Annotated in this window: 20 protein-coding genes; 11 read left to right on the forward strand and 9 right to left on the reverse strand. The window is 55.8% G+C overall.

The features are described 5' to 3' along the window. Positions 1 to 45: 45 nt before the first annotated feature. The 4 genes from ACR0LZ_RS16410 to ACR0LZ_RS16425 all read right to left on the reverse strand — a co-directional run bounded on the left by ACR0LZ_RS16410 (position 46) and on the right by ACR0LZ_RS16425 (position 3,502). Positions 46 to 1,227 carry an ammonium transporter gene (locus ACR0LZ_RS16410; RefSeq protein ID WP_480750908.1) on the reverse strand — a complete coding sequence of 394 codons (1,182 nt, stop codon included), beginning with the start codon at positions 1,225 to 1,227 and terminating at the stop codon, positions 46 to 48. Positions 1,228 to 1,395: 168 nt separating this feature from the next. Continuing rightward, positions 1,396 to 1,878, reverse strand: a complete 483-nt coding sequence (locus tag ACR0LZ_RS16415; protein WP_480750909.1) for a CinA family protein — start codon at positions 1,876 to 1,878, stop codon at positions 1,396 to 1,398. Then, positions 1,875 to 2,372 carry a phosphatidylglycerophosphatase A family protein gene (locus tag ACR0LZ_RS16420; protein ID WP_480750910.1) on the reverse strand — a complete coding sequence of 166 codons (498 nt, stop codon included), beginning with the start codon at positions 2,370 to 2,372 and terminating at the stop codon, positions 1,875 to 1,877. Before ACR0LZ_RS16420 ends, ACR0LZ_RS16415 begins: the two co-directional genes overlap by 4 nt. Continuing rightward, positions 2,369 to 3,502 carry a bifunctional 2-C-methyl-D-erythritol 4-phosphate cytidylyltransferase/2-C-methyl-D-erythritol 2,4-cyclodiphosphate synthase gene (locus ACR0LZ_RS16425; protein WP_480750911.1) on the reverse strand — a complete coding sequence of 378 codons (1,134 nt, stop codon included), beginning with the start codon at positions 3,500 to 3,502 and terminating at the stop codon, positions 2,369 to 2,371. The genes ACR0LZ_RS16420 and ACR0LZ_RS16425 overlap by 4 nt, the downstream gene beginning before the upstream one ends. A 183-nt stretch (positions 3,503 to 3,685) precedes the next feature. On the opposite strand from ACR0LZ_RS16425, the gene dusB reads away from it, so the two are divergent. The 5 genes from dusB (at position 3,686) to ntrX (ending at position 10,906) form a co-directional block, all read left to right on the forward strand. Next, positions 3,686 to 4,669 (forward strand): tRNA dihydrouridine synthase DusB, encoded by a 984-nt coding sequence (gene dusB / locus ACR0LZ_RS16430; protein ID WP_480750912.1) that lies wholly within the window; start codon positions 3,686 to 3,688, stop codon positions 4,667 to 4,669. Then, a complete protein-coding gene (locus tag ACR0LZ_RS16435) occupies positions 4,666 to 5,748 on the forward strand; it encodes a two-component system sensor histidine kinase NtrB (protein WP_480750913.1) in 1,083 nt (360 codons plus the stop codon). The genes dusB and ACR0LZ_RS16435 overlap by 4 nt, the downstream gene beginning before the upstream one ends. Then, positions 5,748 to 7,115 carry a response regulator gene (locus ACR0LZ_RS16440; protein ID WP_480750914.1) on the forward strand — a complete coding sequence of 456 codons (1,368 nt, stop codon included), beginning with the start codon at positions 5,748 to 5,750 and terminating at the stop codon, positions 7,113 to 7,115. The genes ACR0LZ_RS16435 and ACR0LZ_RS16440 overlap by 1 nt, the downstream gene beginning before the upstream one ends. 99 nt (positions 7,116 to 7,214) lie before the next feature. After that, positions 7,215 to 9,500 (forward strand): sensor histidine kinase NtrY-like, encoded by a 2,286-nt coding sequence (locus tag ACR0LZ_RS16445; RefSeq protein ID WP_480750915.1) that lies wholly within the window; start codon positions 7,215 to 7,217, stop codon positions 9,498 to 9,500. Next, complete coding sequence (gene ntrX / locus ACR0LZ_RS16450; RefSeq protein ID WP_480750916.1) at positions 9,497 to 10,906, forward strand: nitrogen assimilation response regulator NtrX; 1,410 nt, start codon at positions 9,497 to 9,499, stop codon at positions 10,904 to 10,906. Before ACR0LZ_RS16445 ends, ntrX begins: the two co-directional genes overlap by 4 nt. A 14-nt stretch (positions 10,907 to 10,920) precedes the next feature. On the opposite strand, the gene ACR0LZ_RS16455 is transcribed toward ntrX, so the two are convergent. Continuing rightward, positions 10,921 to 11,400, reverse strand: a complete 480-nt coding sequence (locus ACR0LZ_RS16455; RefSeq protein WP_480750917.1) for a hypothetical protein — start codon at positions 11,398 to 11,400, stop codon at positions 10,921 to 10,923. Between the two features lie 96 nt (positions 11,401 to 11,496). On the opposite strand from ACR0LZ_RS16455, the gene trkA reads away from it, so the two are divergent. From trkA to hflX, 4 genes are all read left to right on the forward strand, one after another. After that, positions 11,497 to 12,873 carry a Trk system potassium transporter TrkA gene (gene trkA, locus ACR0LZ_RS16460; protein WP_480750918.1) on the forward strand — a complete coding sequence of 459 codons (1,377 nt, stop codon included), beginning with the start codon at positions 11,497 to 11,499 and terminating at the stop codon, positions 12,871 to 12,873. Then, positions 12,873 to 14,411, forward strand: coding sequence for a TrkH family potassium uptake protein (locus tag ACR0LZ_RS16465; RefSeq protein ID WP_480750919.1), 1,539 nt, complete (start codon positions 12,873 to 12,875; stop codon positions 14,409 to 14,411). Before trkA ends, ACR0LZ_RS16465 begins: the two co-directional genes overlap by 1 nt. Positions 14,412 to 14,544: 133 nt before the next feature. Then, positions 14,545 to 14,784: an RNA chaperone Hfq gene (gene hfq, locus ACR0LZ_RS16470; RefSeq protein WP_005982826.1), complete on the forward strand. Its 240-nt coding sequence runs from the start codon at positions 14,545 to 14,547 to the stop codon at positions 14,782 to 14,784. Next, positions 14,784 to 16,055, forward strand: a complete 1,272-nt coding sequence (gene hflX, locus ACR0LZ_RS16475) for a GTPase HflX (protein WP_480750920.1) — start codon at positions 14,784 to 14,786, stop codon at positions 16,053 to 16,055. The genes hfq and hflX overlap by 1 nt, the downstream gene beginning before the upstream one ends. A gap of 3 nt (positions 16,056 to 16,058) precedes the next feature. On the opposite strand, the gene ACR0LZ_RS16480 is transcribed toward hflX, so the two are convergent. The 4 genes from ACR0LZ_RS16480 to hemB form a co-directional block, all read right to left on the reverse strand. Next, a complete protein-coding gene (locus tag ACR0LZ_RS16480) occupies positions 16,059 to 16,454 on the reverse strand; it encodes a nuclear transport factor 2 family protein (RefSeq protein WP_480750921.1) in 396 nt (131 codons plus the stop codon). Between the two features lie 111 nt (positions 16,455 to 16,565). Next, positions 16,566 to 19,028, reverse strand: a complete 2,463-nt coding sequence (locus ACR0LZ_RS16485; protein WP_480750922.1) for a penicillin acylase family protein — start codon at positions 19,026 to 19,028, stop codon at positions 16,566 to 16,568. Between the two features lie 147 nt (positions 19,029 to 19,175). Next, the gene (locus ACR0LZ_RS16490; RefSeq protein WP_480750923.1) at positions 19,176 to 19,748 is read right to left on the reverse strand and encodes a lipid-binding SYLF domain-containing protein; all 573 of its coding nucleotides are present in this window, start codon (positions 19,746 to 19,748) and stop codon (positions 19,176 to 19,178) included. A 143-nt stretch (positions 19,749 to 19,891) separates the two neighbouring features. Then, positions 19,892 to 20,890, reverse strand: a complete 999-nt coding sequence (hemB, locus tag ACR0LZ_RS16495) for a porphobilinogen synthase (RefSeq protein ID WP_480750924.1) — start codon at positions 20,888 to 20,890, stop codon at positions 19,892 to 19,894. A gap of 123 nt (positions 20,891 to 21,013) precedes the next feature. On the opposite strand from hemB, the gene ACR0LZ_RS16500 reads away from it, so the two are divergent. Together ACR0LZ_RS16500 and mfd are read left to right on the forward strand one after the other, a co-directional pair. Further along, on the forward strand, positions 21,014 to 21,538 hold the full coding sequence (locus ACR0LZ_RS16500; RefSeq protein WP_480750925.1) for a component of SufBCD complex: 525 nt from the start codon (positions 21,014 to 21,016) through the stop codon (positions 21,536 to 21,538). Positions 21,539 to 21,562: 24 nt separating this feature from the next. Next, complete coding sequence (mfd, locus tag ACR0LZ_RS16505) at positions 21,563 to 25,018, forward strand: transcription-repair coupling factor (RefSeq protein ID WP_480750926.1); 3,456 nt, start codon at positions 21,563 to 21,565, stop codon at positions 25,016 to 25,018. Position 25,019 lies beyond the last annotated feature (1 nt).

Below are 25,019 nucleotides of genomic sequence, written 5' to 3' on the forward strand. Positions count from 1 at the left end.
GGCCCGCTTTTGCCCTTGCGGGCGGCAGAGCATGCCAAGGTGGGCTTAGCTGCTCATGTCATAGGCCCGCTCGCCGTGGACAGAGAGGTCGAGCCCGTTTGTTTCGGTCTCGGCATCTACGCGAAGCGGCGTGACGAGTGCAACCACCTTGACCAACACAATTGTGACAACTGCCGTAAAGGCACCAACGATCACCAGCCCGCCCAGTTGGGCTGTCCAGCTTCCCAGCCCATAAGCGGCAATCATGATGGTGCCGAAAATGCCACCGACTCCGTGCACGGCGAACACGTCAAGCGTGTCATCGATCTTGAGCAGGTTGCGGACGACGTTGACCGCTTCCTGGCACAGAATCCCGGCAATGGCGCCGATAATCAGGGCCTGGACCGGATCGACGTAACCCGACGCGGGCGTTATCGACGCGAGGCCCGCGATGGTACCTGTAACAAGGCCGACCAGGGACGCCTTGCCGTATTTGATCCGCTCCCAAAGCGCCCATGTCAGCGAAGCGGTCGCAGCAGAGATATGTGTGACAGTCAATGCCATCGCCGCGCCACCATCCGCAGCCAGCTGCGAGCCGCCGTTGAAGCCGAACCAGCCAACCCAGAGCATCGCTGCGCCGATCATGACAAAACCCGGATTGTGCGGTGGAACCGTGCGGTTGCGACGTGGCCCAAGGAAAACTGCAATGATCAGGGCTGCAAGGCCGGCTGTTTCATGCACGACTATGCCGCCCGCGAAATCGCGCACACCGATTTCACCTAAGATCCCTCCATCGGTCAGGATACCACCGCCCCAGATCCAATGAACCACGGGTGCGTAACAAAGCAGCATCCAGAAGCCTGAAAAGGTCAGGACAAAGCCAAATCCCACGCGTTCCACATATGCGCCGATGATCAACGCCGGGGTGATGATGGCAAAGGTCATCTGGAAGGCAAAGAACAGGATCTCGGGCAATGTGCCCGACAGATTGTCTGGAGTAATGCCGACGAGAAATGCCTTGTCGAGCCCTCCCCAGATTCCTGATGTACCGTTGCCGAAGGCGATGGAATATCCAGCTATCATCCAAAGAACGCTCATGAGGCAAGCGATTGCGAAACAGTGCATGAACACGCTCAGCACGTTGCGTGCCCGAACGAGACCGCCATAGAACAGGGCAAGACCTGGCAGGGTCATGAAAAGGACCAGCGCAGTTGCGACGATGATCCAGGCTGTATCGGCTCCATTCATGGGCCGTTCTCCTTTCGACAAACGGGGCAACGCCTCGTTGAATGAGTGTGGAGAGCCTTGAACCCAAATGGCCGAGAGGAAAAAAGAGGCAGCCTGCAAAACGCCCGCCTCTTTATGCGTCTTTTGGTCAACTGTTGTCGTTTTATGCGCGTTTTGGCGCAATGTGCCTTATTTTTGAGCGATCCGAAGAAGCCCTTGTGCCAACAGGCTCAGCGCGTGCTCCTGGGCGGCAGTACGTACATTCTCCCGACCAAGCGCTCCGAACTCCACAGTTTCCGAGGTGGTCTCTATCCCATTCCCAGACAAACCAAAGCAGACTCGGCCTTCGGGTTTGAACTCTGATCCGCCCGGCCCTGCAATTCCGGTAACTGATACGGCAAGCTGCGCCCGTGAGTTCCGTAAGGCGCCTTCGGCCATTTGCTGCGCCACCTCTTCCGAAACGGCCCCCACTGTTTCCAGCGTGGCGGCAGAGACGCCCAGCATCTCCCGTTTGGCCTCGTTCGTGTACGTCACAAACCCGCGTTCAACCACGGCTGAACTGCCCGGAATATCTGTCAATGCGGCTATGACCAGACCTCCGGTGCAGCTTTCTGCGGTGGCGATCATCACGTTCAATGCCTTGGCGCGATCAAGAAGGTCAGAGACGTTCATAACCCCAAAACCCCATGTGAGATAACCGCAAGTATGGCAACACCGACCGCCGCAAACGCTCCAGCGATGACATCATCCAGCATAACACCCATAGGATCGCCGCGCCGGTCGGCCCATCCGACAGGACCCGGCTTGGTGATGTCAAACAGTCGAAACAGCAGGAAACCGGAAATCCAGCCTGGCCAAAGCGCGGTAATCTCGATTCCATGCGCCCAGGCCGGATAGGAAATGGCCCAAAGGGCGATGAACTGTCCGGCAACCTCATCAATGACGATCTCGGACGGGTCATGATCGTCTTGGCCCGCCGTCATTTTCCGGGTGGCCCAAAGACCGCCTAAGAAAACGGAAACCGTCGCCAACGCCAGCAGAGGGAAGCCGCCAACCGTGTGCAGGCCCAAGGCCAGAGGTAAGGCCGCCAAAGATCCCCAGGTGCCGGGGGCAGGGCGCAAATATCCGACGCCGCAGACTGTTCCTATCAGTTGTGCCAGTGTCATGCGCGCACCAGGCAAGCCGTTGCGATCGAGGCGATGCCTTCACCGCGCCCGGTGAACCCCAACCGTTCTGAGGTTGTCGCCTTGACCGAAACCTGATCTGGTCTGAGATCCATGATTTGCGCCATCTGTTCGCGCATACTTGCAGAATGCGGCCCGATCTTGGGGTATTCGCAAACCAAGGTGCAATCGATATTCGACACCTTGAAGCCAATACTCGCCGCAAGTTGGATAGCGTGGCGCAGAAATATCTCACTAGACGCTCCCTTCCATTGCGGATCCGATGGGGGGAAGTGTTGCCCGATATCGCCTTGCGCCAACGCACCATAAATGGCGTCGGTCACGGCGTGCATCCCGACGTCGGCATCCGAATGGCCTTGCAGTCCACGATCGTGTGGAACTTTGACACCACATAAGACTACATGATCTCCGTCGCCGAAGCGGTGCACGTCATAACCATTGCCAAGTCTGATATCCATGGCTGCTCCCAAAATTCGTTCTGCCCGCGCAAAGTCTTCGGGGCGGGTAATTTTCAGATTGTCCGGGTCACCCGGTACGATTGACACGTTGATTCCAGCCGCGCGCGCCACCTCAACATCATCTGCGGCACCACCCGGATGCGCGTCATGGGCCGCCCGGATAGTGGCATAGTGAAATCCTTGCGGTGTCTGGGCCGCAAAAAGCCCTGACCGGTCTTGTGTACCGGTGACGTGGTTCCCGTCACCGGTCCAAAGTGCGTCGGTTACTGGAATCCCGGGCGCTGCGGCGCAACTGCTGTTCAAAGCGTCAAGAACATCCTGAATGATCCTTTGAGATACGCAAGGGCGCGCGACATCATGGATGAGGACGTGAGTGATGCCCAATCCCTCCAATTCACGAAGTCCGCTTTGAACCGAGCCAGCCCGATCCGTACCGCCCTTTGCCAGCAAGAGGCCGGATACCGAAAACTCTTGCCAAGCGGTGCTGTCTTCTTCTGACAGGACCAGTACGATTTGGTCCAACCCTGCTGCGTGAAATGCATCAAGGGTCCAGTCGATAACCCGACGTCCCGCCAATTGGCGCCACTGCTTGGGCGTTCCGCTACCTGCCCGTTGACCACGCCCGGCGGCGACGATGATGGCGGCGGTTTTCATTCAGGGAAGTTCTCCGTCGATACAGCCTCTGTTTAGGATGAGGTGAAAGCAGAGGCAATCACCGGACTCCAGGTGGTGAAAAATTATGCAAACTTCGAATTCTTAACCTTGTGTCGTGGCGTTTCGTTGTTCAAATGCTGAAATTTCGATATTCAAAGCTCAACTGCACAAGGATTAAGCGTTTTGGACCTGCGTCTGGGTGAAAAAAAACTGAATCCGCCGGTTGTACTGGCACCCATGGCCGGAATCACAGACCGGCCCTTTCGTGACCTTGTGATGAATTTCGGTGCTGGCATGGTAGTCAGCGAAATGGTCGCCAGCCAGGAAATGGTGCAAGCCAAACCAGGTGTGCGAGAGCGGGCGGAACTATCGGCGGATGTCGAAAACACGGCGGTTCAACTGGCCGGGCGAGAGGCGCACTGGATGGCCGAGGCCGCAAAGCAGGTCGCGGATCGGGGCGCGCGGGTCATTGACATCAATATGGGATGCCCGGCCAAGAAGGTGACCAACGGATATTCCGGCTCTGCGCTTCTGAAAACTCCTGATCATGCGTTGAAGCTAATCGAGGCGGTGGTCGAGGCAGTCGACATTCCGGTGACACTGAAAACCCGGCTTGGTTGGGACGACAAATTGCTCAATGCCCCTGACGTGGCCAAGCGGGCAGCCGACGCCGGAGTATCAATGGTAACGATACACGGACGCACCCGGTGCCAGTTCTACAAAGGGCGTGCAAACTGGGTTGCAATCCGCGAGGTCAAAGAGGCCGTTTCAGTGCCGGTGATCGCCAACGGTGATATTACTGATCCCACCTCGGCGCGCCATGCTTTGGCCCGATCCGGTGCGGATGGCGTGATGGTTGGGCGCGGTGCGCAGGGTAAGCCGTGGATTCTCGCTCAGATTTGTCATGAACTTTATGGGGCGGAAGCGCCGGAAATTCCGATGGGCAACGATCTGATTGATGTGATCTCTGCTCACTATGAAGCAATGTTGGCGTTTTATGGGACCGATCTTGGCTTGCGCGTCGCGCGCAAGCACCTGGGGTGGTACATGGACGAGGCGGGAACAGGTGCGACGCTGCGCCGTGCGGTACTGACTTGTCGCGACCCACAAGAGGTTAAGCGAATTCTTCCGGATGCGTTGTTGGCAAGAAAGGAGGCGGCCGCATGACATTAGATCAGGATATCTGGACGTCACTTCCAGTACCCGCTTTCATCATCGACCCGGCGGATCGGATCGCTGACATCAACTCTGCCGGTGAAGGTTTTCTTAACGCCTCACGAAAATCTGTCATCGGTGAACCCGTCTGGGATCAGATCGCGGTGAATGCTCCGTTGGAGCCCGCGTTTGTGAAAGCGCGCAAAAACGGCACCCCTCTTTTTGTCAATGATGTCGATGTAGGTTCCGGCAACCGTAGCCCGCTGCAATGTGCTCTTCAGATTGCTCCGCTTGTTGGCCAACCGGGGTCGATGATCATGACCATCTCGCCGCGAGAGCTTTCGGGGCGGATGACTCTGAATCACTCGGTCAAGTCCGCCGCGCAGTCTGCAATCGGAATGGCCGAAATGTTGGCTCATGAAATCAAAAACCCCCTGGCGGGTATTACCGGTGCCGCTCAACTGCTCGGGATGAATGTGGACCCTCAGGACCTTGAATTGACGGATCTGATCGTCGCGGAAAGTCGGCGGATCGTGAAACTGCTGGAGCAGGTTGAGCAGTTCGGCAACCTCTCGCCCCCGGGTCTCAAACCCGTCAATATTCACGATGTATTGGATCGGGCACGCCGGTCGGCATTGCTGGGTTTCGGGGCGAACATGGCGATTGTCGAGAACTACGACCCGTCTTTGCCAATGGCTTATGGCGATCCGGACCAGTTGCTGCAGGTCGTTTTGAACCTGCTGAAAAACGCCGCCGAAGCGGCGGGAAGCGAAGGCGGCACAATACGACTGCGTACCTATTTTGAACATTCCTTCCGCTTGCGGCGAAGCGACGGGTCCGGGCATTCACTTCCATTGCAGATCGAGATAGTCGATGATGGGCCGGGGTTGCCGGAAGACATCAAGGCCGACATCTTTGATCCGTTCGTGTCCGGGCGCGAGAATGGAACGGGCCTTGGGCTGGCTTTGGTCAGCAAAATTATTTCCGACCATGATGGATGGATATCGGTGGATTCGGTTCCAGGGCGAACCGTATTCCGCTTGTCACTTCGCCGCGCTCCGCGCGATGCGAACCCAGAGGAGAACATTTGATGGATGGCACAGTTCTGGTCGCCGACGACGACCGTACGATCCGAACGGTTCTTACGCAGGCCCTGACGCGGGCGGGGTGCAAAGTTCACGCAACCAGTTCGCTGACCACGTTGATGCGATGGGTCGGCGAGGGCAAGGGAGATGTCATCATTTCCGACGTGGTCATGCCGGACGGCAACGGGTTGGAGATGCTGCCGAAGATCGCCCAGGACCGGCCTGGCCTGCCGGTAATCGTGATTTCCGCGCAAAACACGATCATGACGGCCATTCAGGCGGCCGAGGCAGAAGCCTATGACTATTTGCCGAAACCGTTCGATTTGCCAGATCTGATGAAGCGGACGGCTCGCGCCTTGGAGCAAAAGCGACGTTCGCCTCCAGAACTGCGAGATGCTCGCAGTGAACGCCCCGAAGAACTGCCCTTGGTGGGACGTACACCGGTCATGCAAGCCTTGTACCGGTTGGTGGCGCGGGTAATGAACACGGATTTGCCGGTGATGATTTCGGGCGAAAGCGGCACCGGTAAATCGCTAATCGCCAGGGCCCTTCATGACTTTTCGGACCGTCGAACCTTGCCGTTTGTCACTGTTACCGGCGCAGATCTGCGGGAACTGGACGGCCCGGCGCGTGTTCTGGCCCGGGTTCGCGGCGGTACATTGTTGATCGATGAGGTGGCGGATATCGAGGAAGATATTCAGGCGCGGATAGTTCGGATGATCGATTCTCCAGGCGATCACATTCCTAGGTTCATTGCCACCAGCCAAAGCGATCTGGCGGAAGCGATGGAAGGTGGACGCATGCGCCAGGATCTTTATTACCGCTTATGCGGGGCGACACTCCATGTGCCGGCTTTGCGCGAAAGGGTTGACGACATTCCCCTATTGGTTGAACATTTTTTGGCTCGCGAGGCAAATGACACCTCTTCGAAACGGTGGCTTGGAAAAGAGGCACTCGATCTCGTGCGACGGTATTCGTGGCCCGGAAATGTGAGGCAACTGGAAAACGCGGTTCGGAGGCTGGGCCTGACAAGCCGAGGGAACGAGATCGCTCGTTCGGAAGTCGAAGCGGTACTGGGCAGTCAGCCAGAGATTGAGCCAGTACTGGGTGGCGGCGATAAGGAGAAATTGTCGGCTTCAGTAGCACGCCACCTGCGCCGATATTTCGATCTGCATGGAAATATGCTGCCTGCGCCTGGGTTGTACCAAAGGATTCTGCGAGAGATCGAGGCGCCGTTGATTGAAATTGCGTTGGATGCGACTGGAGGCAACCAAGCAAAATGTGCAGACCTTCTGGGGATTAACCGGAATACACTTCGAAAAAAGATTACAGAACTCGATATAGAGGTGACACGACGCCGTAAACTGATGTAATATCGCCACACAAACCGTGGCAGCTGGGTGTCCACCCGGCAAAGACCACGAAATATTGCGGTAAGCCGCTTTTGCGGCACATCAGAATGAGGGCAGCAGGTGGTATCCCGGTCACAGTACGGGTCAATCCCATCGATCAATCGGTGGCGCAAGTCCAGAAGATTGCGCAATTTCGGGACGTTGGGGCTTGTTCTTTTAGGGCCTGTTCTGGCCTTTGCAACGTATCTTGTCATCGGTCCATTTGATCTTGGCGCTTCCGCATCGGCCATGCGGCTCGTTTTGCTGGCAGATTTGGTCTACGTCCTGTTCCTTGCCGCATTGGTGCTGGGGCAGCTGGGGCGTTTGGTTGTGGCACGCCGCGCCAAGTCGGCCGGGTCGCGCCTGCATTTGCGCTTGATTGGCGCATTCACGTTGTTGGCGTTGGTCCCGACGGTTACAGTTGCGATCTTTGCGGGGCTGACCATCAATATTGGTTTGGAAGGCTGGTTTTCGGATCGAGTGCGCCAGGTGGTTGGGTCATCTCTGTCCGCTGCCGAAGCCTATGAACTGGAGCACCGCGAAGGCTTGCGCCAAGACGCGATTGTTCTTGCACGTTTTCTCGATCGGGCGCGTCAATTGAACTATTTTGTTACTGACGCCGAGCTGCGCGAAGTGCTGGCGCAGGGCCAAAGCCAGATACAACGCGGATTACGCGAAGCCTATATCATCGACGGAACAGGTGAAATCCGAGCACGGGGAGATCGTTCTTACCTATTCAATTTTGAAAAACCAACAAACAATGAGATTGTACAATCGGACGATGAAGGCTTTCTGATCATCCAAGACTGGGGCAACAACGAATTCCGTGCGCTTGTTCCCCTGGAAGTGTATCTGGATCGCTATCTGTATGTGAGCCGGGAAGTCGACGGCGAAATACTGAATCTTCTGGATGATACAAAGGAAACAGTGCGGTTTTACCAGCAACTGGAAAGTGAGCGCGGCAAGGTTCTTTTTGAATTCGGGCTTTTGTATCTGGGATTTGCGGTCATCCTTATTCTGGCTGCGGTGTCCTTAGGCATGTGGTTCGCTGAACGATTGTCGCGCCCGGTCGGCTGGCTGACAACGGCGGCACAGCGTGTTGGGGCAGGGGATTTGAGCGTGCAAGTGGCCGAAGGTGATGGAGATGATGAAATATCGATGTTGGGTCGCTACTTCAATCAGATGACGCGACAACTTAAAGGCCAACGCGACGCCTTGCTTGAGAACACGCAACAAATCGAACGCCGGCGTAGGCTCTTCGATTCGGTTTTGAGCTCGGTTACTTCTGGCGTTGTAGGGCTGGATTCGGGCGGAAAGATCACCTTTGTGAACCGATCGGCAGAACGCTTGCTCGATTGGACGGGTGATGAACAGAGTCTGGCTTTGGGGGTTGCGGTACCAGAGTTCCTGCCACTTTTCGAAACACTGGAAATCGGGACGCAGGAGACTGTTCAGGGAGAAGTCAAAGTGACCCGGAAGGGTCGGCTGGAAAATCTGTTAGTTCGCATGTCGACTCGGCGTAACGAGGATGGCAGACTCGAGGGCTATGTGGTCGCCTTTGACGATGTCACTGATCTGGTCAGTGCACAACGTATGGCTGCTTGGGGCGATGTGGCCCGACGGATTGCACACGAAATCAAGAATCCGCTGACGCCAATTCAGTTAAGTGCTGAAAGAATAAAACGAAAATTCTCGCATAAGCTTGATGGGGAAGACTGTGATGTTCTCACGGCGATGACGGATGTAATCGTGCGTCAGACCAATGATCTACGGCGTATTGTCGATGAGTTCTCCAAATTTGCGCGAATGCCAGATCCGGACCGGCACGAAGAAGATTTGGTCGAGTTGGTTCGGGAAGCCGTGCTGTTACAGCGGGCAGGGCAACCGGATGTCAGAATCGAGGCGGATCTTCCTGAAGAACCCATCATTGTGGATGTGGATGCGACGATGCTCAATCAAGCACTGACAAACCTTATCAAAAACGCCGGAGAAGCGATTGAAACTTTTAAGAAAAATGGCGTCCTTGAACATCATGCTCCGGAAATCCGCGTGGCGATGAGGGAGCTTACCGATGGTGTCCAAATCACGATAGCCGATAACGGCATTGGGCTACCTGAGGATCGGGCGAGACTGTTTGAGCCTTATGTGACTACGCGAGACGAAGGTACCGGGCTCGGTTTGCCCATCGTCAAGAAAATCATTGAAGAACACGGCGGCAATCTCACCCTGGAGGATGCGCCGGTTTTCGACGGAGAGGACCATTTCGGTGCAATGGCCGTGATCCGCTTACCAGGGGTCCGGAGCGACCCGAGATCCGAACCACAAAAGCAGGCAATTAAACCCAATTTGAAAGCAGGCCAATCATGAGTGATATTCTGATCGTAGATGACGAGCGCGATATTCGCGAACTGGTGTCCGATATCCTGGAGGACGAAGGGTATTCCACCCGCCTGGCTGGCAATTCGGATGAATGTATGACGGCAATCAATTCCGAGCCGCCGGGGCTGCTGATCCTGGATATCTGGCTCAAGGACAGCCGGATGGACGGGATTGATATCCTCAAAGCGGTGAAGCGCGACAATCCCGATGTACCGGTTGTGATCATATCCGGGCACGGCAATATAGAAATCGCGGTGGCTGCAATCAAACAAGGTGCCTATGATTTCATAGAAAAGCCCTTCAACATTGATCAGTTGATGGTTGTCATCCGGCGCGCGATGGAGACATCGCGTCTGCGGCGCGAGAATGCCGCGCTGAAACGGCGCGAAGTCAGTTGTTCCGATATGATCGGTAAGTCCGCTGCCTTCCGTACGATGCAGAACCAGTTGGACAAGGTCACGAAATCCAATGGGCGAGTAATGTTGCGAGGACCGGCGGGTTCAGGCAAGGAAATCGCCGCACGCTATATCCACGCCCATTCAAATCGCGCAAACGCTCCATTCGTGACCGTTAATTGTGCGGGGATGGAGCCCGAGCGCATGGAAGAAGTGCTGTTTGGGCGTGAATCTTCTGAACGCGGCATAGAATCCGGGTTACTGGAGGAAGCGCATGGAGGTGTGATTTATTTCGACGAAGTGGCCGACATGCCGCTTGGTACGCAGTCAAAGATCCTGCGCGTTCTGGTCGATCAGCAATTTCAAAGAGTGGGCGGAACAGACAAGGTTCGCGTTGATCTTCGCGTGATCTCTTCGACAACCCGGGACCTTGAAAACGAAATTCGCGAGGAGCGCTTCCGTGAGGAACTGTATCACCGGCTGAACGTGGTTCCGGTGGCCGTGCCTTCCTTGGAAGAGCGGCGAGAAGACATTCCGATGCTGGCGCGGCATTTCATCGACATGTGTCACGAGACACAGGGATTGCCACTACGTGAGCTTAGCGACGAGGCCGTTGCCCTGATGCAAACGATGATCTGGCCGGGTAATGTGCGGCAACTCAAGAACCTGGTGGAGCGAGTTTTGATCTTAGGGGAGAGCGCCGGCGTGATCGAAGCGCGGGAACTTCCTAACGAGGATCAAAGTGCCGAAGACGAAGGGCGTGTCGTTTTGTCCGGGGCGTTGGCGACACTGCCTTTGCGTGAAGCACGCGAGGCGTTCGAGCGGGAATATCTTTTGACGCAGATCAACCGCTTTGGTGGAAACATCAGTCGGACCGCAAGCTTTGTCGGGATGGAGCGTAGCGCGTTGCATCGTAAGTTGAAGTCGCTTGGAGTTGTCACATCCAACAAATCCGGTGCCCGGGTTGCGCATGTGGACGAAACGGAACCGGCAGAATAGGAGACATGAAAGAGTCACCCCGCTTGTTGCGGGGTGATGATCTGAAATGTGCCATCGTCGAATCTGACAAAACACGCCCCTTCGCCCAGCGGCGGCAAGGTCGTTGTCCGAGACGCCGGAACAAGAGATTTCACGTTTGGCCTGCAAGGCGGAAGGCTGACCGGCCGGTAGCCCTTTTGCGCCATGCACTGTGCCTCGACGCGATTGCGAAGGCCCTTATTGACGTCGACGGTATAGAGGTGCCCCGGCTGCCACCAACCGCCGGTTGTGTAGCATTGGCCAGAGCTGTTGCAGACGGTTCGGCCAGGGTAATAGATTGGTGGGCTTTGGCGAACCTGGTTTGCGACCGGAGCGTCTCGGAGCGCCTTGATCTGACAATCAGTGGTCTCGGTCTGCATCTTCGAAACTGATGCGCCTTCGCGATAGTACAGAGACAGCGGACCGCAGGCCGTAAGAGCGAGGATGAGCAAGCTGGTGGGGATCACTGTTTTCATTAGCTTACATTGCCTCAACCATGGGTTTAAGACAATTGAATTGACCGCCAGAATTGCATCTGTCATTCAAAACGCTCAGGCAGAAGGGCCAGAGAAATGAAGGTCATTATTTGCGGCGCAGGTCAGGTCGGATGGCAGATCGCGCGTCACCTTTCCGGAGAGTTGAACGATGTCACGGTCGTTGACAACAATCCCGACCTTGTGCGCCGGGCCACGGAAACGCTGGATGTACAGGGAATCGCGGGCTTTGCCAGCTATCCGGATGTGTTAGAGCGAGCAGGTGCGCGAGACGCAGATATGATCATTGCGGCAACTCATTCAGATGAGGTGAACATGGTCACCTGTCAGATGGCCCATTCGGTTTTTTCAATCCAACGAAAGATAGCGCGTTTACGGGCGAAGTCCTATCTCGAGGCAATCCACTCGGATTTGTACCGGCGCGACCACCTGCCTATCGATGTGGTTATCAGCCCCGAGCGCGAAGTGGCCGCCGCTGCCATGCGCCGTTTATCTGCACCTGCAGCGTTTGACACCGAGATTTTCATGGGCGGTCGGGCGCAGCTTTTGGGCATCCGAGTTGAAGAGGCTTGCCCGATCATCAACACGCCATTGCGGCAGCTGACAGACCTGTTTTCAACCCTCAAGTCTATTGTTGTCGGCGTCCGACGAGCCGGTTCGCTGTTCGCACCCGAACCTGATGATCAACTTTTCGTCGGCGATGAATGCTACGTTTTTACCGCAGTGGAAGACGTGGATCGAACCATGGAAGTTTTTGGCAAGACCCAGAAACGTCAGGATCGGATTGTGATTGTCGGCGGCGGAAATGTCGGTCTGGAAGTGGCCAAGACACTGGAGGAGCGTGAGGGAAGGGTACGGGTCAAGATCATTGAGCGCGACCGACGTTGTGCGGAAAGGGCAGCCGAAGCGCTGGAACGTACCATTGTTCTGAATGGAGACGGCCTTGATTCCGCGCTTCTCAAAGAAGCGGGAATCGAACGCGCTGATGCAATGTTGGCGGTGACCGATGATGACCGGACCAACATGCTCGCGGCCGTTAGGGCAAAGGCTGACGGATGTCCGCTGGCCATCGCGCTGGTCAACGACCCGAGTATGGTGGCGCTGATGGGCCCCTTGGGTGTTGATGCGTATATCAATCCGCGCGCGACCACAGTCAGTTCCATCCTGCGCCACATTCGCCATGGCCGTGTACGCCAGGTTTATTCGATCGGCGATGCCGAGGCTGAAGTGATCGAGGCAGAGGTTTTGTCGACCTCTCCCATGGCAGGTCAAAAATTGCGCGATATCGACTTTCCCGAAGGCGTACTTGTCGGAGCTGTGCGCAAGGGTGACGAGGTTCTTCGACCAACCGGAAGCCTTCGGATCGAAGAAAAAGACGTTTTGGCGATTTTCGCCATGGCCGACGATGTCGCCGAGGTCGAACGGCTCATGCAGGTTTCAATCGATTTTTTCTGATGGCGGTCCGGGCAAAGCAAAAAATCGGGTACTTGCGGCGCATGCCGCTGTTCCTGGTTATTTGGGGAATTGCATCGATTTCCATGTGGATTCCGGCCAGCTATTCGTTGGCGCTAAATGATCATCCAACATCTCGGTCTTTTTTTTATTCGGGTCTGGTTGGATTGGTGATTGTGGCGATGGTTGCGCTGGCAATGCTCAACCGGTTTCCGAAACGGGGTACTTTGGGCCAACTGGCCGCGCTGCTTGCGACGTTTGCGTTCATGCCGATTTTTTTGGCAATTCCCCTCCACGACGCATTGGGCACAACGACTTTTCTCAATGCCTATCTGGACATGGTCAGCGCGTTGACGACGACCGGTGCAAATGTTTTTCCTGATCCTCAACGGCTGTCTGCGCCGTTGCATCTGTGGCGCGCTCAGGTGGGATGGATGGGGGGGCTGCTAATGTGGATTGCCGCCTCTGCAATCTTGGCGCCTTTGTCCTTGGGCGGTTTTGAAGTAACGGCCAAGGGAGAGCCAGGGCGTGCCGTTTTCGGCGTAGTGCAAAGTGAAAGAGCCGATCCTCGCGGGCGGTTGTTTAAGATTTCAAGAACGCTCGTTCCAGTTTACACTGGTCTTACTGGTGTCATATGGGTTCTGCTTCTGATTGCAGGCGAAAAAGGCTTGACTGCAATCTGCCATTCGATGTCAATCATGGCCACTTCCGGGATATCGCCGGTTGGCGGTCTCGAAGGGTCGACGTCGGGTTTGACCGGCGAAGCGATCCTGTTTCTGTTTTTGTTCTTTGCCCTGTCACGTCTGACTTTTTCGTCTGATACCGCGGCTTCGGGTTACTCGCGTCTGGACAAAGACCCCGAATTTCGCGTGGGTCTGCTTTTTGTGGTATCCGTTCCACTCATCTTGTTTTTCAGGCATTGGCTGGGTGCTTATGACGTCAACGCTGAGATGAATGCGGAGTTAGGATTACGGTCTTTGTGGGGCAGTATGTTCACTGTGCTCTCTTTTCTGACGACCACAGGATTTGTCAGTTCCGATTGGGCTGAGGCACAGCAATGGTCAGGGCTGGGAACGCCGGGAATGATTCTGATGGGGCTCGCCATGGTCGGTGGTGGTGTGGCCACTACTGCTGGTGGTGTGAAGCTTTTGCGTGTTTTTGCACTTTACCTTAACGGGCTGCGCGAGATGGAGCGGTTGATCTACCCATCCTCGATCAGCGGAACGGCAGGTGGACATCGGCGAATTCAACGCGATGGGGCCTTCATTGCTTGGATCTTTTTCATGTTGTTTGCGATTTCGTTGACCGTTTTCACCATTGTGTTCTCTGTTTTGGGGTCGAGTTTCGAGCAATCTATGGTGCTAACGATCGCTTCACTGACGACGGCCGGACCGCTGATTGAAACCGCCACCGAAATACCGATCCGGCTCGTCGAGCTCGGTGTGGGAGCAAAATTCACGCTTTGTGCCGCAATGATAATCGGTCGTCTTGAAACACTGGCAATAATTGCACTTTTGACCCCATCCCTGTGGCGCGCCTAAAGAAATTGCTTGACGTCACGTCATGCTTTTCCTTTTTTCGTCTGGAATATCCTGTCGCGGCACTTCATACTGCGCCAGAGGGAGCGCGTTGGTCCGCAGCGCGTAGCAAGAACAATGGCGAGATTATAAAAATATGGCTTCGGACAGACAGAATCTTCAGGATGCGTTCCTGAATAACGTACGGAAAGCTAAAGTTCCGGTTACGATTTTCCTGATCAACGGTGTTAAATTGCAGGGTGTGATTACCTGGTTCGATAATTTTTGCGTATTGTTGCGCCGCGACGGACAGTCGCAGTTGGTCTACAAGCACGCGATATCGACCATCATGCCGTCGCAGCCAATTAACCTTTATGAGGGCGAAGACGCCTCTTGATGGAACATGACAGGACGCTCACCCGGGCGTGGGTGCTGCATCCGGATATCAAGTCAGATGATGAACGTCGTCTTCCGGGACCGGCGCTGCAAGAAGCTGTAGCACTTGCTGCAGCTTTGCCTGATCTGGACGTAATCGGGTACGATATTGTGCGCTTGCAGCGAGCGCAGCCCGGTTATCTGTTTGGCAGTGGCAAGATCGAAGAACTGGGTGACCGGTTTCACGAAAACAAGATCGAGCTTGTCCTGATTGATGGCCCGGTGACACCGGTACAGCAGCGCAATCTCGAGAATGCTTGGAAGGTCAAGATCCTGGACCGAACGGGCTTGATCCTTGAAATATTCAGTGACCGCGCCCGCACCCGAGAAGGTGTGCTGCAGGTCGAAATGGCCGCGCTTAGCTATCAACGCACAAGACTAGTCCGGGCCTGGACCCACCTTGAACGGCAGCGTGGGGGGCTTGGGTTTGTCGGCGGTCCTGGTGAAACTCAGATCGAGGCCGACCGACGCGCCATTGACGAACAACTGGTTCGCCTGCGCCGGCAATTGGAGAAGGTGGTGAAAACCCGCACTCTGCACCGCGCAGCGCGAGCTAAGGTTCCATATCCAATTGTCGCGCTGGTGGGCTATACCAACGCAGGAAAGTCGACCCTCTTCAATCGTTTGACCGGCGCGGAAGTAATGGCCAAGGACATGCTGTTCGCCACGCTGGATCCAACGATGCGCCGCGTGCAGCTGCCTGACGGTCCCGAAGTAATTTTATCGGACACGGTCGGGTTCATTTCATATTTGCCGACTGAACTGGTCGCGGCATTTCGTGCCACCTTGGAAGAAGTTCTGGGCGCGGACCTGATCATTCATGTGCGCGACATCAGCCACAGCGAAACTGAAACGCAGGCACAGGATGTCGAGGCGATTCTGGCATCATTGGGCGTGACCGAGGATCGACTACGGTTGGAGGTCTGGAACAAGGTCGACTTGCTTGAAGACGAAGCACGAACCTCCGTTTTGGCACGAGCTGCGCGAGACAAGAAAATCTTTGCGATCTCCGCAGTTAGCGGCGAGGGGGTGGAACCACTTCTGGCAGCAATAGCGCAAGAACTTCAAGTGGTGCGCAACGAGGCTGTGTTACATCTTGGTTTTTCCGAAGGCCGCAAGCGGGCATGGTTGTTCGAACAGGACGTTGTGCAGTCCGAAACTCAATCGGACAAGGGTTTCGAGCTCTCTGTTTTGTGGACACCTATTCAAGAAGCCAGATTTGATGCGTTATGAAGTTCAGCCGCCAACGATCTGTTTTTGATAGTCTTCAGCGTCGAACCAGCCTTTGGCGTTTAGGATTTTCAGGTCAGAATCGAAATCCCACTCTTCCCATCCACGGCAAATGACAAGATTTCCGGTCTCGGCATGGTGACCTTCCATCGTCCAGACAAACAGTGCGTGATTGCCCGCTTTGCGCATCATATCGCATCGGATCTCCAGGTCCGGAAAGGCAGCAAAAATGCTGTGCGCGAGTTCTTTTATCGCTGAATAGCCCTGAATGACGTCACCGCCATTCACGCAGGTTTTTCCATCCGGAGCAAAAAATGAGACCACGGTATCGGCATCCGCTGAACTCCAGGCGATTGCATAGTCGCGTGCAAGGTTTTGAAGAACGTCTTGAACACTGGCCATTGCCCCCTCCGAGTGGCGCGTCGGTTTGCCAAGAGTATGCCAACGAGGGTAGCTTCGTAAATGTCCTCCCGAGAATCGCGCGATTGATTGCCAAGGCCTCGTCTTTTGAACTCAGCGGGGGATCAGATTTGTTGTGCCGACCGCCGCAGCCCTGGCGAGATCGGCATCCAGAGACATTGGCACGTATTCGCCACGCCGCCAAAGCTGTGCGAGGTCGTCATAGTGGCGCGACAGGAAATGTCCCGACTGACCGGTGGAGGTAATAAAAACAGAACTATCCGGATCGGCGAAGTCATAAACGCCCCGATACCCTGCGCCGTGAACGTTGAGGAACGGATTGGGCCCTTCACCCGATGTGCGGCCGCGCTGGAGGGTGTTGTCCCCGCCGCTGGTGGACTGGCGGATATTGACGAAATAGCGAAGGACCGGAACCGATCCCAAAACCTGATGATCGTGAGTCGCCTGATGTGCATCACCCCAACGCAGCGCCTCGAGTGATCCGCCATACTTTTCGGCTACCCAGATCAGCGCGTCGTCAAGGGCAAGGCGGGCCATATCCGTGCAAATTTCCAAGGGAGCACTTTGGCGCACGTCACACCAGACTGATGCTCCGTCGATGTCGCGAAAGACCCGTTCGATGAAAAGTGGCTCCACATGTTTGAATTCGCTGACCAGTGGCCCAAGTTCGTCAGCTATCAGCCGCTTTTGCAACGCCCGAACCCATGCCGCATAGATGAGCGGTTCGGGAAGGTGCTCGTTCATCTCGCCATTCCATTCGGCCAGCAAGGCAAGGGCAATCTGTCGTCGCCGCTCGGGTGTGCCCTCGGGTGCGGATTCGCCTGTAAACCAAAGATCTGCACCGATGAGCGGCAATAACGTTCGTGCTGTGATACTGACAGGATCCAACTGCGCTTCTATGAAACTGTCGCGGGTGTGCACCTCGCGGTTCTGCATTAGTTTTTCCCATCGCTGCACGCGTTGGGTGTCGCCCCAGACAAAAGAAACGTGATTTGGAAATGGTCTGTCGATGATCTTGTTGTTGGTATTGCCCATTAAGCCACCGGAAGGTGAGACGAATTCGGGGTTTTCGGAATAGGGCGCGCGCCCCTGCCAGCGATTTTCTGTGCGCCATCCCTGACTGGGCAATCGGCCCTGACTTTGGTGCGCCGGGTCGCGATCGGGTATCGCGCCGACCAGCTTCATGGCTATGGTGTTCTTGTCTGCAAGGGACAAGTTCTGTGCCGGGGCAATGAACGCTTCGGTGGACCGTATTGCTTCGCGCACGTTGTTCGAGTTCATCAAGGCCAATGAGGCGCTCATCGATGTGTCACTTGGGCTCAACACAGTCCAGGCAAGTGACACAACGTGGCCAGGTGGGGTTATGGTTTCGAGGCTATAGTGACTTCCAGGCAGGACAGGTCCGTTTTCGGTCCAGCGCAGGGTCAGAGTGATCGGTGGGGCGTCCTTGATCTCGATAATGGAAGGGCGCGATTCGAATGACCTATAGCCATCCGGCGTCAGGTACTCTTCGGGATTGTCTGGATTGAGTTTTTCGACATAGAGATCCTGATCATCCATATAGGCTGATGTCAGCCCCCAGCCCAAACGATCGCTCCGGCCAACCATGATGGCCGGAACTCCGGGAATCGAGGCCCCTATAATTCCACCATTCTCCAATTCGAGCCGGGTAAGGTACCAGATTGTAGGCGCCGAAAACCCAAGATGCGGATCGTTGGCCAACAGAGTTCCTCCACTGGCGGATCGGTTCGGTGCTGCCGACCATGCATTCGACGCGCCAGCCAGACCCCGTTTCGGAAATGGTGACAAGGGGTCGGCGAGCATTGCCGTGCCTTTGGCGTAACGCGGGACATCCGGAAAGAGGGCGGCGTATTCTGGCAATGCGGCTGTGCCCGGCCCAGGGACATCCGGCAAGATATCAGCCAGTCGTGCCGGGTCGTCCAGCATCAGAGAGACGCGGGCGCGCAAAACCTCCTCTTCCAAATGGCCGGACAGTTGCAGACCCATCAGTTTGATGATTGCAAGGCTATCGCCGGGGCGCCACGGAGCGACAGGAGCGTTGAACAGAAACATTTCGGGTGCGCCGCGCCCCAGGGCATCCTCGTTGATCTCGGTGAGTCGCGCATTGACGCCAGCAGCATAGGCTTGAAGGGCTTTCTTGGTGTAGTCGTCTTGAACATCGACGGATTTCTGGGCAAGCCGATAAAGATCAAACCGCCTGAGCAATTTATCGATCGGAACGGTCCTTTGACCGAATATCTCTGACAGGCGCCCTTGGGCAGTTCGCCGCATCACCGTCATTTGCCACAGTCGGTCCTGTGCGTGCGCATATCCCAAACCAAAGAAAACATCGGGATCGCTCTCGCCAAAGATGTGCGGAACGTTCGAATGATCGCGTACAATTTCAACCGGAGCGGTCAGGCCTTCGACTTCGACCGACTTATTGTACTCCGGCAGCGACTGGCTGGCGAGGAAATAGACCAATACCACACCGGCGACGACCAGAGCGACGAGGCCAGCCGCGATCCGCATCAACCAGCGAAAAAGAAGACCCATGAACTCCCCGTGAGGTTTGAGTTTCGCATTCGCGCGGAGATTAGTGGAAGCTTGCCGGAACCGGAAGGGGAGTTGGCGACAAGTTCCGCAATGTCTGCGCGCGCCGAAGAATCATCACGTTCGGCACGCATTTAATTCGGGCAGAAATCAGGGAATGATCCGCGTATATTTGGCACCTTCCAAAGACGCACCGATCTGAAGGCCTGCCTGGCCGAAAATGGCAGCCAGAACAGGCGTGCGCAGGGTCGTGGTGTCAGCAGTCAAAGTTTGCCCCTGGTCGCTGACCACGTAGCCGATATCCGCACCGGCAGTCCATCCGCTTGAGCGGCGGAAATCGTTCAGTGCGTCCTGTGTCATGAAGAACAGGACATGCGCATATTGTTGCGCGCCGATCTGGAAACCGGCCGTTCCCTTGACCGCTGAATAGTAGTCGACGGTTGCCCCGTTGATGCGCAACGCTCCGCGGCCATAACCACCGCCAAAGATGAAGCCAGCTTCGGTAATAAGTGGCATTACCAGCATCCCATTGGCTTTTTGCGCAATTTCGACAGTGTTGGGATAGCGCGAATACATTTCGTTTAGTGTTGCATCGACCCGAGCATCGATCGTTGCCGCGTTGGAGTTACCGACGCCATTCCCGCAAGCTGCGGTAAGGGTCAGCCCGGCCATGCCAAAGGCAAAGCCGCGACGGGTCAGTCGGAAGGTGTTGGAACTGCTCATATCTCGTTTCTCTGTATTGGTGCCTGATCAAGCCGAGTTTTCCCGGTCTTGCGGGCGAGGATACGCCGATTGCTCGGGTCTGTCACGGGAAAGCTGCCCACCGGATCCGCACAATAGGCGAAAAATCGCGGGAAATTGAGCTGTTAGCTATTCAAAAGCCGCGCAACTTCTGGGGCAAAGTACGTCAGGATGCCGTCGCAACCCGCGCGTTTGAATGCCAGCAAGCTTTCAAGCATAACTTTCTCGCCATCAATCCAACCTTGTTGCGCCGCGGCCTGAACCATCGCGTATTCGCCGGACACTTGATAGGCATAGGTCGGAGCGCCGAACGTTTCCTTCACCCGCCGGCAGATATCCAGGTATGGCATTCCGGGTTTGATCATCACCATGTCGGCGCCTTCGGTCAGATCGCGCTCGATCAGACGCAACGCTTCGTTCGAGTTTGCCGGGTCCATCTGATAAGTTTTCTTGTCTCCCGTGAGCGCACCCGACGCTCCTACCGCATCGCGGAACGGTCCATAGAATGCACTGGCGTATTTGGCGGCGTAACTCAGGATCATCACGTTCTTGTGCCCTGCGTTTTCGAGGGCTTGCCGAATGGCACCGATACGCCCATCCATCATGTCCGAAGGACCGATGATGTCAGCGCCTGCCTCTGCTTGAGCGAGAGACATCTTGACTAGGGCGTCGACGGTGGCGTCGTTAATGATTTCGCCGTCCACAACATAGCCGTCATGCCCATTGATGTTGTAGGGGTCCAAAGCGACGTCAGTCATCACGGCAATGTCAGGTGCCGCTGCCTTGATCGCCCTGATCGCACGGTTGGACAGGTTGTCGGGGTTCCATGCTTCGGCGCAGTCTTCGGTTTTCAGGTTTGGATCGGTGTATGGAAATATGCAGATTGCGGGTATACCTAACGCATGCGCCTCGACTGCGGCATCGCTGATCAGATCAACGGAGCGGCGAAAGACGCCGGGCATGGATGGCACGGGTTCTTCGATGCCATCACCGTCACGAACAAAGACCGGCCAGATAAGATCATTGATCGACAGAGTGTTCTCGCGAACAAGGCCTCGGATAGCTTCGGATTGACGCGCGCGGCGGAAACGAGTGTTGGGAAATGGGGCAATAGTGGGTTTCATGACTCGCTCTCCTTGCACATTTGCGCATTGGGTGGCATGAATTCCCACCAGCCTCAAGTGTACCAATGGCCGCGTGGCCGCAATAGAACGACCTTGCGGCGAAGAAATAAAAGGGTAACGCGGTTGGACTGGTATTCCTCGATCATCGAACTCATAGATATGCGAAGTTTTTCGAATCTATGGTTCTGGATCGCGCTTGCCGTGGTGTGGTCTTCGGCAAGTCACTGGGTATTGGGCGTGCCGTACGACTTGATCCAGCGCGCCCGGCGCACCGGGGGGCAGGCCGAGGTGGATTTTTTGGATATCGTCCGGATCAATGTGAATCGGATACTCTTTATTGCCGATGTCTCGGGCGTATGGCTGTTGGGCATCATATCATTTCTTTTGACCGTGTTGCTGACGCTTGGATTCTACTACGGAATCGAGTTTGCGCAGGCGGTATTTCTTTTGGCGTTTCCTATGTCTCTTGTCGCCTTGCTGAACCTGTCATTGGCGCGCCGAATCCGGGCAACAGAGCCGAACCTGGAGGTGATATCGAAGATGTTTCTGCGATGCCGCCTCTACACTCAACTCATCGGAATGGTATCGATCTTTGTAACTTCCCTTTGGGGGATGTATCAAAACCTGTCGATTGGTGTTCTTGGCTAGGTGGAATTCAGGAAGGCGAAAACAATGAAGGCACCGAACCACGTGACAGTCGGCGGCGCCCCCGAAGGGTTTGACGCACAGCTGATCTTGAACGAAATCGCCAGGACAAAATCACCGGTGGCCCATGTCGCGCGCGATGACAAGCGGATGGAGGCGATGCGCGCAGCGCTCGCATTCTTTGCACCTGACATGCCCGTTTTTGTCTTTCCGGGTTGGGATTGTCTACCATATGACCGTGTGTCGCCGAACCCGGACATCGCAGCGGCTCGGGTGGCCACATTGGCCGCGCTTGCACATCAGATGCCAGCGCAGTTCGTTTTGTTGACGACATTGAACGCTGCGACCCAGCGTGTCCCATCCCGCGATGTGTTGCGCGAGGCCGCTTTTTCTGCCCGTGTCAATCACCGCATAGACGAGGCTGCATTGCGCAACTTTCTCGTTCGCATGGGGTTTTCCCAAAGCCCGACGGTGATGGAACCGGGTGACTACGCTATTCGCGGAGGGATAATCGACATCTTTCCGCCCGGTGAAAGCGGACCGGTGCGACTTGACCTGTTTGGAGATGTTCTTGATGGCGCGCGCCGGTTTGATCCAGGTACGCAGCGCACGACAGAAAAGCTAGAAGTGGTGGAACTAGCCCCGGTATCCGAAGTCATCATGGACGACGCCGCGATAACCCGGTTTCGCCAGAACTACCGTATCGAATTTGGCGCGGCAGGCACTGACGACCCGCTTTATGAAGCGGTAACTGCAGGCCGGAAACACCAAGGGATGGAACATTGGCTGCCCTTCTTTCATGACAGGCTTGAAACTCTTTTCGACTACCTTCCCGACGCCACGATCACTTTGGACGATCAGGTTACGCCGACCCGATTGTCGAGATGGGAAGGTATTGAGGATCAATATGAAACGAGGGTGTTGGCGCTGAAAAACCGTTCACGAATGGACACGGTGTACAAACCTGCGCCTCCCTCGCTTCTGTATTTAGACGATGCCGCATGGGGCAAAGCGGTTTCGGATCGACGGGTCTTGCAGTTCAATCCGTTGCCGCAATCGACGGGCCCTGGTGTAATCGATGCCGGAGGTCGGATTGGGCGTAACTTTGCACCCGAACGCCAACAGGAAAACATCAGTCTTTTCGGTGCGTTGGCTTCGCACATAAACGACAAGATGAAAAAAGGGCCGGTCCTCATTGCCTCTTATTCCCAAGGTGCGCGCGAGCGCTTGACCGGGCTGATCGAAGACGAGGGTCTGGCCGAGGCGATACCGGTCAAAGATGGCACAAGGATCGGAAACCGCGGCCTGCACTTGGCGGTTTGGGCTTTGGAACATGGGTTCGAAACGCCCGATCTGACGGTAGTTTCCGAACAAGACGTTCTGGGCGACAGACTGATCCGCCAGCCCAAGAAACGCCGCAAGGCCGAAAACTTCCTTACCGAGACCCAGTCGCTCAGCCCCGGCGATCTGGTTGTCCATGTTGACCATGGTATTGGGCGCTATCAGGGGATGGAAGTGATCACGGCCGCCGGAGCGGCGCATGAATGCCTGTTGTTGGAATATGCCGAACAGGCGAAGCTGTACTTGCCGGTGGAAAACATCGAACTTCTATCCAAATATGGTCACGAAGAGGGCTTGCTGGATCGCCTGGGCGGCGGTGCGTGGCAGGCAAAGAAAGCCCGGCTCAAGGAAAGAATCCGAGAGATGGCCGACCGCCTGATCCGGATTGCCGCCGAACGCGCCTTGCGCAAGGCGCCGGTCATGGACCCTCCGCATCACGCGTGGGAGGAGTTCAGCGCGCGCTTTCCTTACCAGGAAACCGAGGATCAGCTGCGCGCCATTTCGGACGTGATGGAAGATCTACATTCAGGTGTTCCTATGGATCGGCTGATATGCGGTGATGTGGGGTTCGGAAAGACCGAGGTCGCGATGCGGGCAGCGTTTGTGGCCGCCATGTCCGGCCTGCAGGTTGCAGTGATCGCGCCAACGACCTTGCTCGCTCGCCAGCACGCGGCGTCCTTCAGGGACAGGTTTCGGGGCTTTCCATTGCAGGTCCGGCAATTGTCTAGATTTGTTTCAGCCAAGGAGGCGCAACAAACCCGCGAAGGGCTTGCAAACGGAACGGTTGATATCGTGATAGGCACACACGCGTTGCTGGCAAAGGGCATTCGGTTCAACAATCTTGGACTTCTAATCATAGATGAAGAACAGCATTTTGGTGTGGGTCATAAGGAACGGCTGAAACAACTGCGGTCGGACATCCACGTTCTGACACTGACCGCAACGCCAATACCGCGCACGTTGCAACTGTCACTGACCGGTGTGCGTGACCTGTCGATCATTGGAACGCCGCCTATCGACCGCCTCGCGATCCGGACTTATGTAAGCGAATTCGATTCAGTTACGATCCGTGAGGCATTGTTGCGCGAGCACTATCGGGGTGGGCAGAGTTTTTACGTGGTCCCGCGAATTTCCGATCTGCCGGATATCGAACAGTTCCTGAAAGACCAATTGCCCGAACTGACCTATGTGGTTGCCCATGGGCAAATGGCGGCGGGAGAATTGGATGACCGGATGAATGCCTTTTATGACGGCAAGTATGACGTTCTTTTGGCAACGACCATCGTTGAAAGCGGTTTGGACATTCCGACCGCGAACACGATGGTGATCCATCGGGCGGATATGTTCGGGTTGGCGCAGCTATATCAGATCAGGGGCAGGGTAGGGCGCTCCAAGACCCGCGCCTATGCCTATCTGACGACCAAGCCGCGAATGAAGCTGACGCCCGCCGCCGAAAAGAGGCTGCGTGTTCTTGGTTCGCTCGACACGCTTGGGGCGGGATTCACTCTGGCATCGCAAGACCTCGATATTCGAGGTGCCGGGAACCTGTTGGGCGAGGAACAATCCGGCCAGATGCGCGACGTGGGCTATGAACTGTATCAATCAATGCTGGAAGAGGCGATTGCAAAGATTAAGGCCGGAGAACTCGGGGGCCTGAGCGATGCCGACGACCAATGGGCGCCACAGATCAACCTTGGTGTTTCGGTTCTGATCCCCGAGGATTTCGTACCGGATTTGGATGTGCGGCTAGGTCTGTATCGCCGGTTATCGTCACTGTCGTCCAAGGTGGAGCTAGAAGGCTTTGCCGCAGAATTGATCGATCGTTTCGGTTCTCTTCCCAAGGAGGTCAACACCCTTCTACTGGTGGTTCGTATCAAGGCAATGTGCAAACGGGCAGGGATCGCCAAGCTGGATGGCGGGCCAAAAGGGGCGACGATCCAGTTCCACAACGACAAGTTTGCTTCGCCCGAGGGGTTAGTGGAGTTCATTCAGAACCAGCGCGGGTTGGCAAAGGTCAAAGACAACAAGATTGTCGTGCGCCGCGACTGGAAAAATGACAGCGACAAGATCAAGGGCGCCTTTGCAATAGCTCGCGATTTGGCCGAGAAAGTGATCGAGACCAAGAGAAAGGTTAAAGCCTGAG

It is taken from the genome of Ruegeria sp. CI1 (assembly GCF_056536925.1).

Bases quoted from the DNA above. Each gene is read 5' to 3' on its own strand.
- ACR0LZ_RS16440 (WP_480750914.1), top strand. From the start codon at position 5,748: ATGGATGGCACAGTTCTGGTCGCCGACGACGACCGTACGATCCGAACG.
- mfd (WP_480750926.1), top strand. From the start codon at position 21,563: ATGAAGGCACCGAACCACGTGACAGTCGGCGGCGCCCCCGAAGGGTTT.
- ACR0LZ_RS16410 (WP_480750908.1), bottom strand. From the start codon at position 1,227: ATGAATGGAGCCGATACAGCCTGGATCATCGTCGCAACTGCGCTGGTC.
- ACR0LZ_RS16490 (WP_480750923.1), bottom strand. From the start codon at position 19,748: ATGAGCAGTTCCAACACCTTCCGACTGACCCGTCGCGGCTTTGCCTTT.
- hemB (WP_480750924.1), bottom strand. From the start codon at position 20,890: ATGAAACCCACTATTGCCCCATTTCCCAACACTCGTTTCCGCCGCGCG.
- ntrX (WP_480750916.1), top strand. From the start codon at position 9,497: ATGAGTGATATTCTGATCGTAGATGACGAGCGCGATATTCGCGAACTG.
- ACR0LZ_RS16415 (WP_480750909.1), bottom strand. From the start codon at position 1,878: ATGAACGTCTCTGACCTTCTTGATCGCGCCAAGGCATTGAACGTGATG.
- hflX (WP_480750920.1), top strand. From the start codon at position 14,784: ATGGAACATGACAGGACGCTCACCCGGGCGTGGGTGCTGCATCCGGAT.
- ACR0LZ_RS16425 (WP_480750911.1), bottom strand. From the start codon at position 3,502: ATGAAAACCGCCGCCATCATCGTCGCCGCCGGGCGTGGTCAACGGGCA.
- ACR0LZ_RS16435 (WP_480750913.1), top strand. From the start codon at position 4,666: ATGACATTAGATCAGGATATCTGGACGTCACTTCCAGTACCCGCTTTC.
- ACR0LZ_RS16485 (WP_480750922.1), bottom strand. From the start codon at position 19,028: ATGGGTCTTCTTTTTCGCTGGTTGATGCGGATCGCGGCTGGCCTCGTC.
- hfq (WP_005982826.1), top strand. From the start codon at position 14,545: ATGGCTTCGGACAGACAGAATCTTCAGGATGCGTTCCTGAATAACGTA.
- ACR0LZ_RS16455 (WP_480750917.1), bottom strand. From the start codon at position 11,400: ATGAAAACAGTGATCCCCACCAGCTTGCTCATCCTCGCTCTTACGGCC.
- ACR0LZ_RS16465 (WP_480750919.1), top strand. From the start codon at position 12,873: ATGGCGGTCCGGGCAAAGCAAAAAATCGGGTACTTGCGGCGCATGCCG.
- ACR0LZ_RS16480 (WP_480750921.1), bottom strand. From the start codon at position 16,454: ATGGCCAGTGTTCAAGACGTTCTTCAAAACCTTGCACGCGACTATGCA.
- ACR0LZ_RS16420 (WP_480750910.1), bottom strand. From the start codon at position 2,372: ATGACACTGGCACAACTGATAGGAACAGTCTGCGGCGTCGGATATTTG.
- trkA (WP_480750918.1), top strand. From the start codon at position 11,497: ATGAAGGTCATTATTTGCGGCGCAGGTCAGGTCGGATGGCAGATCGCG.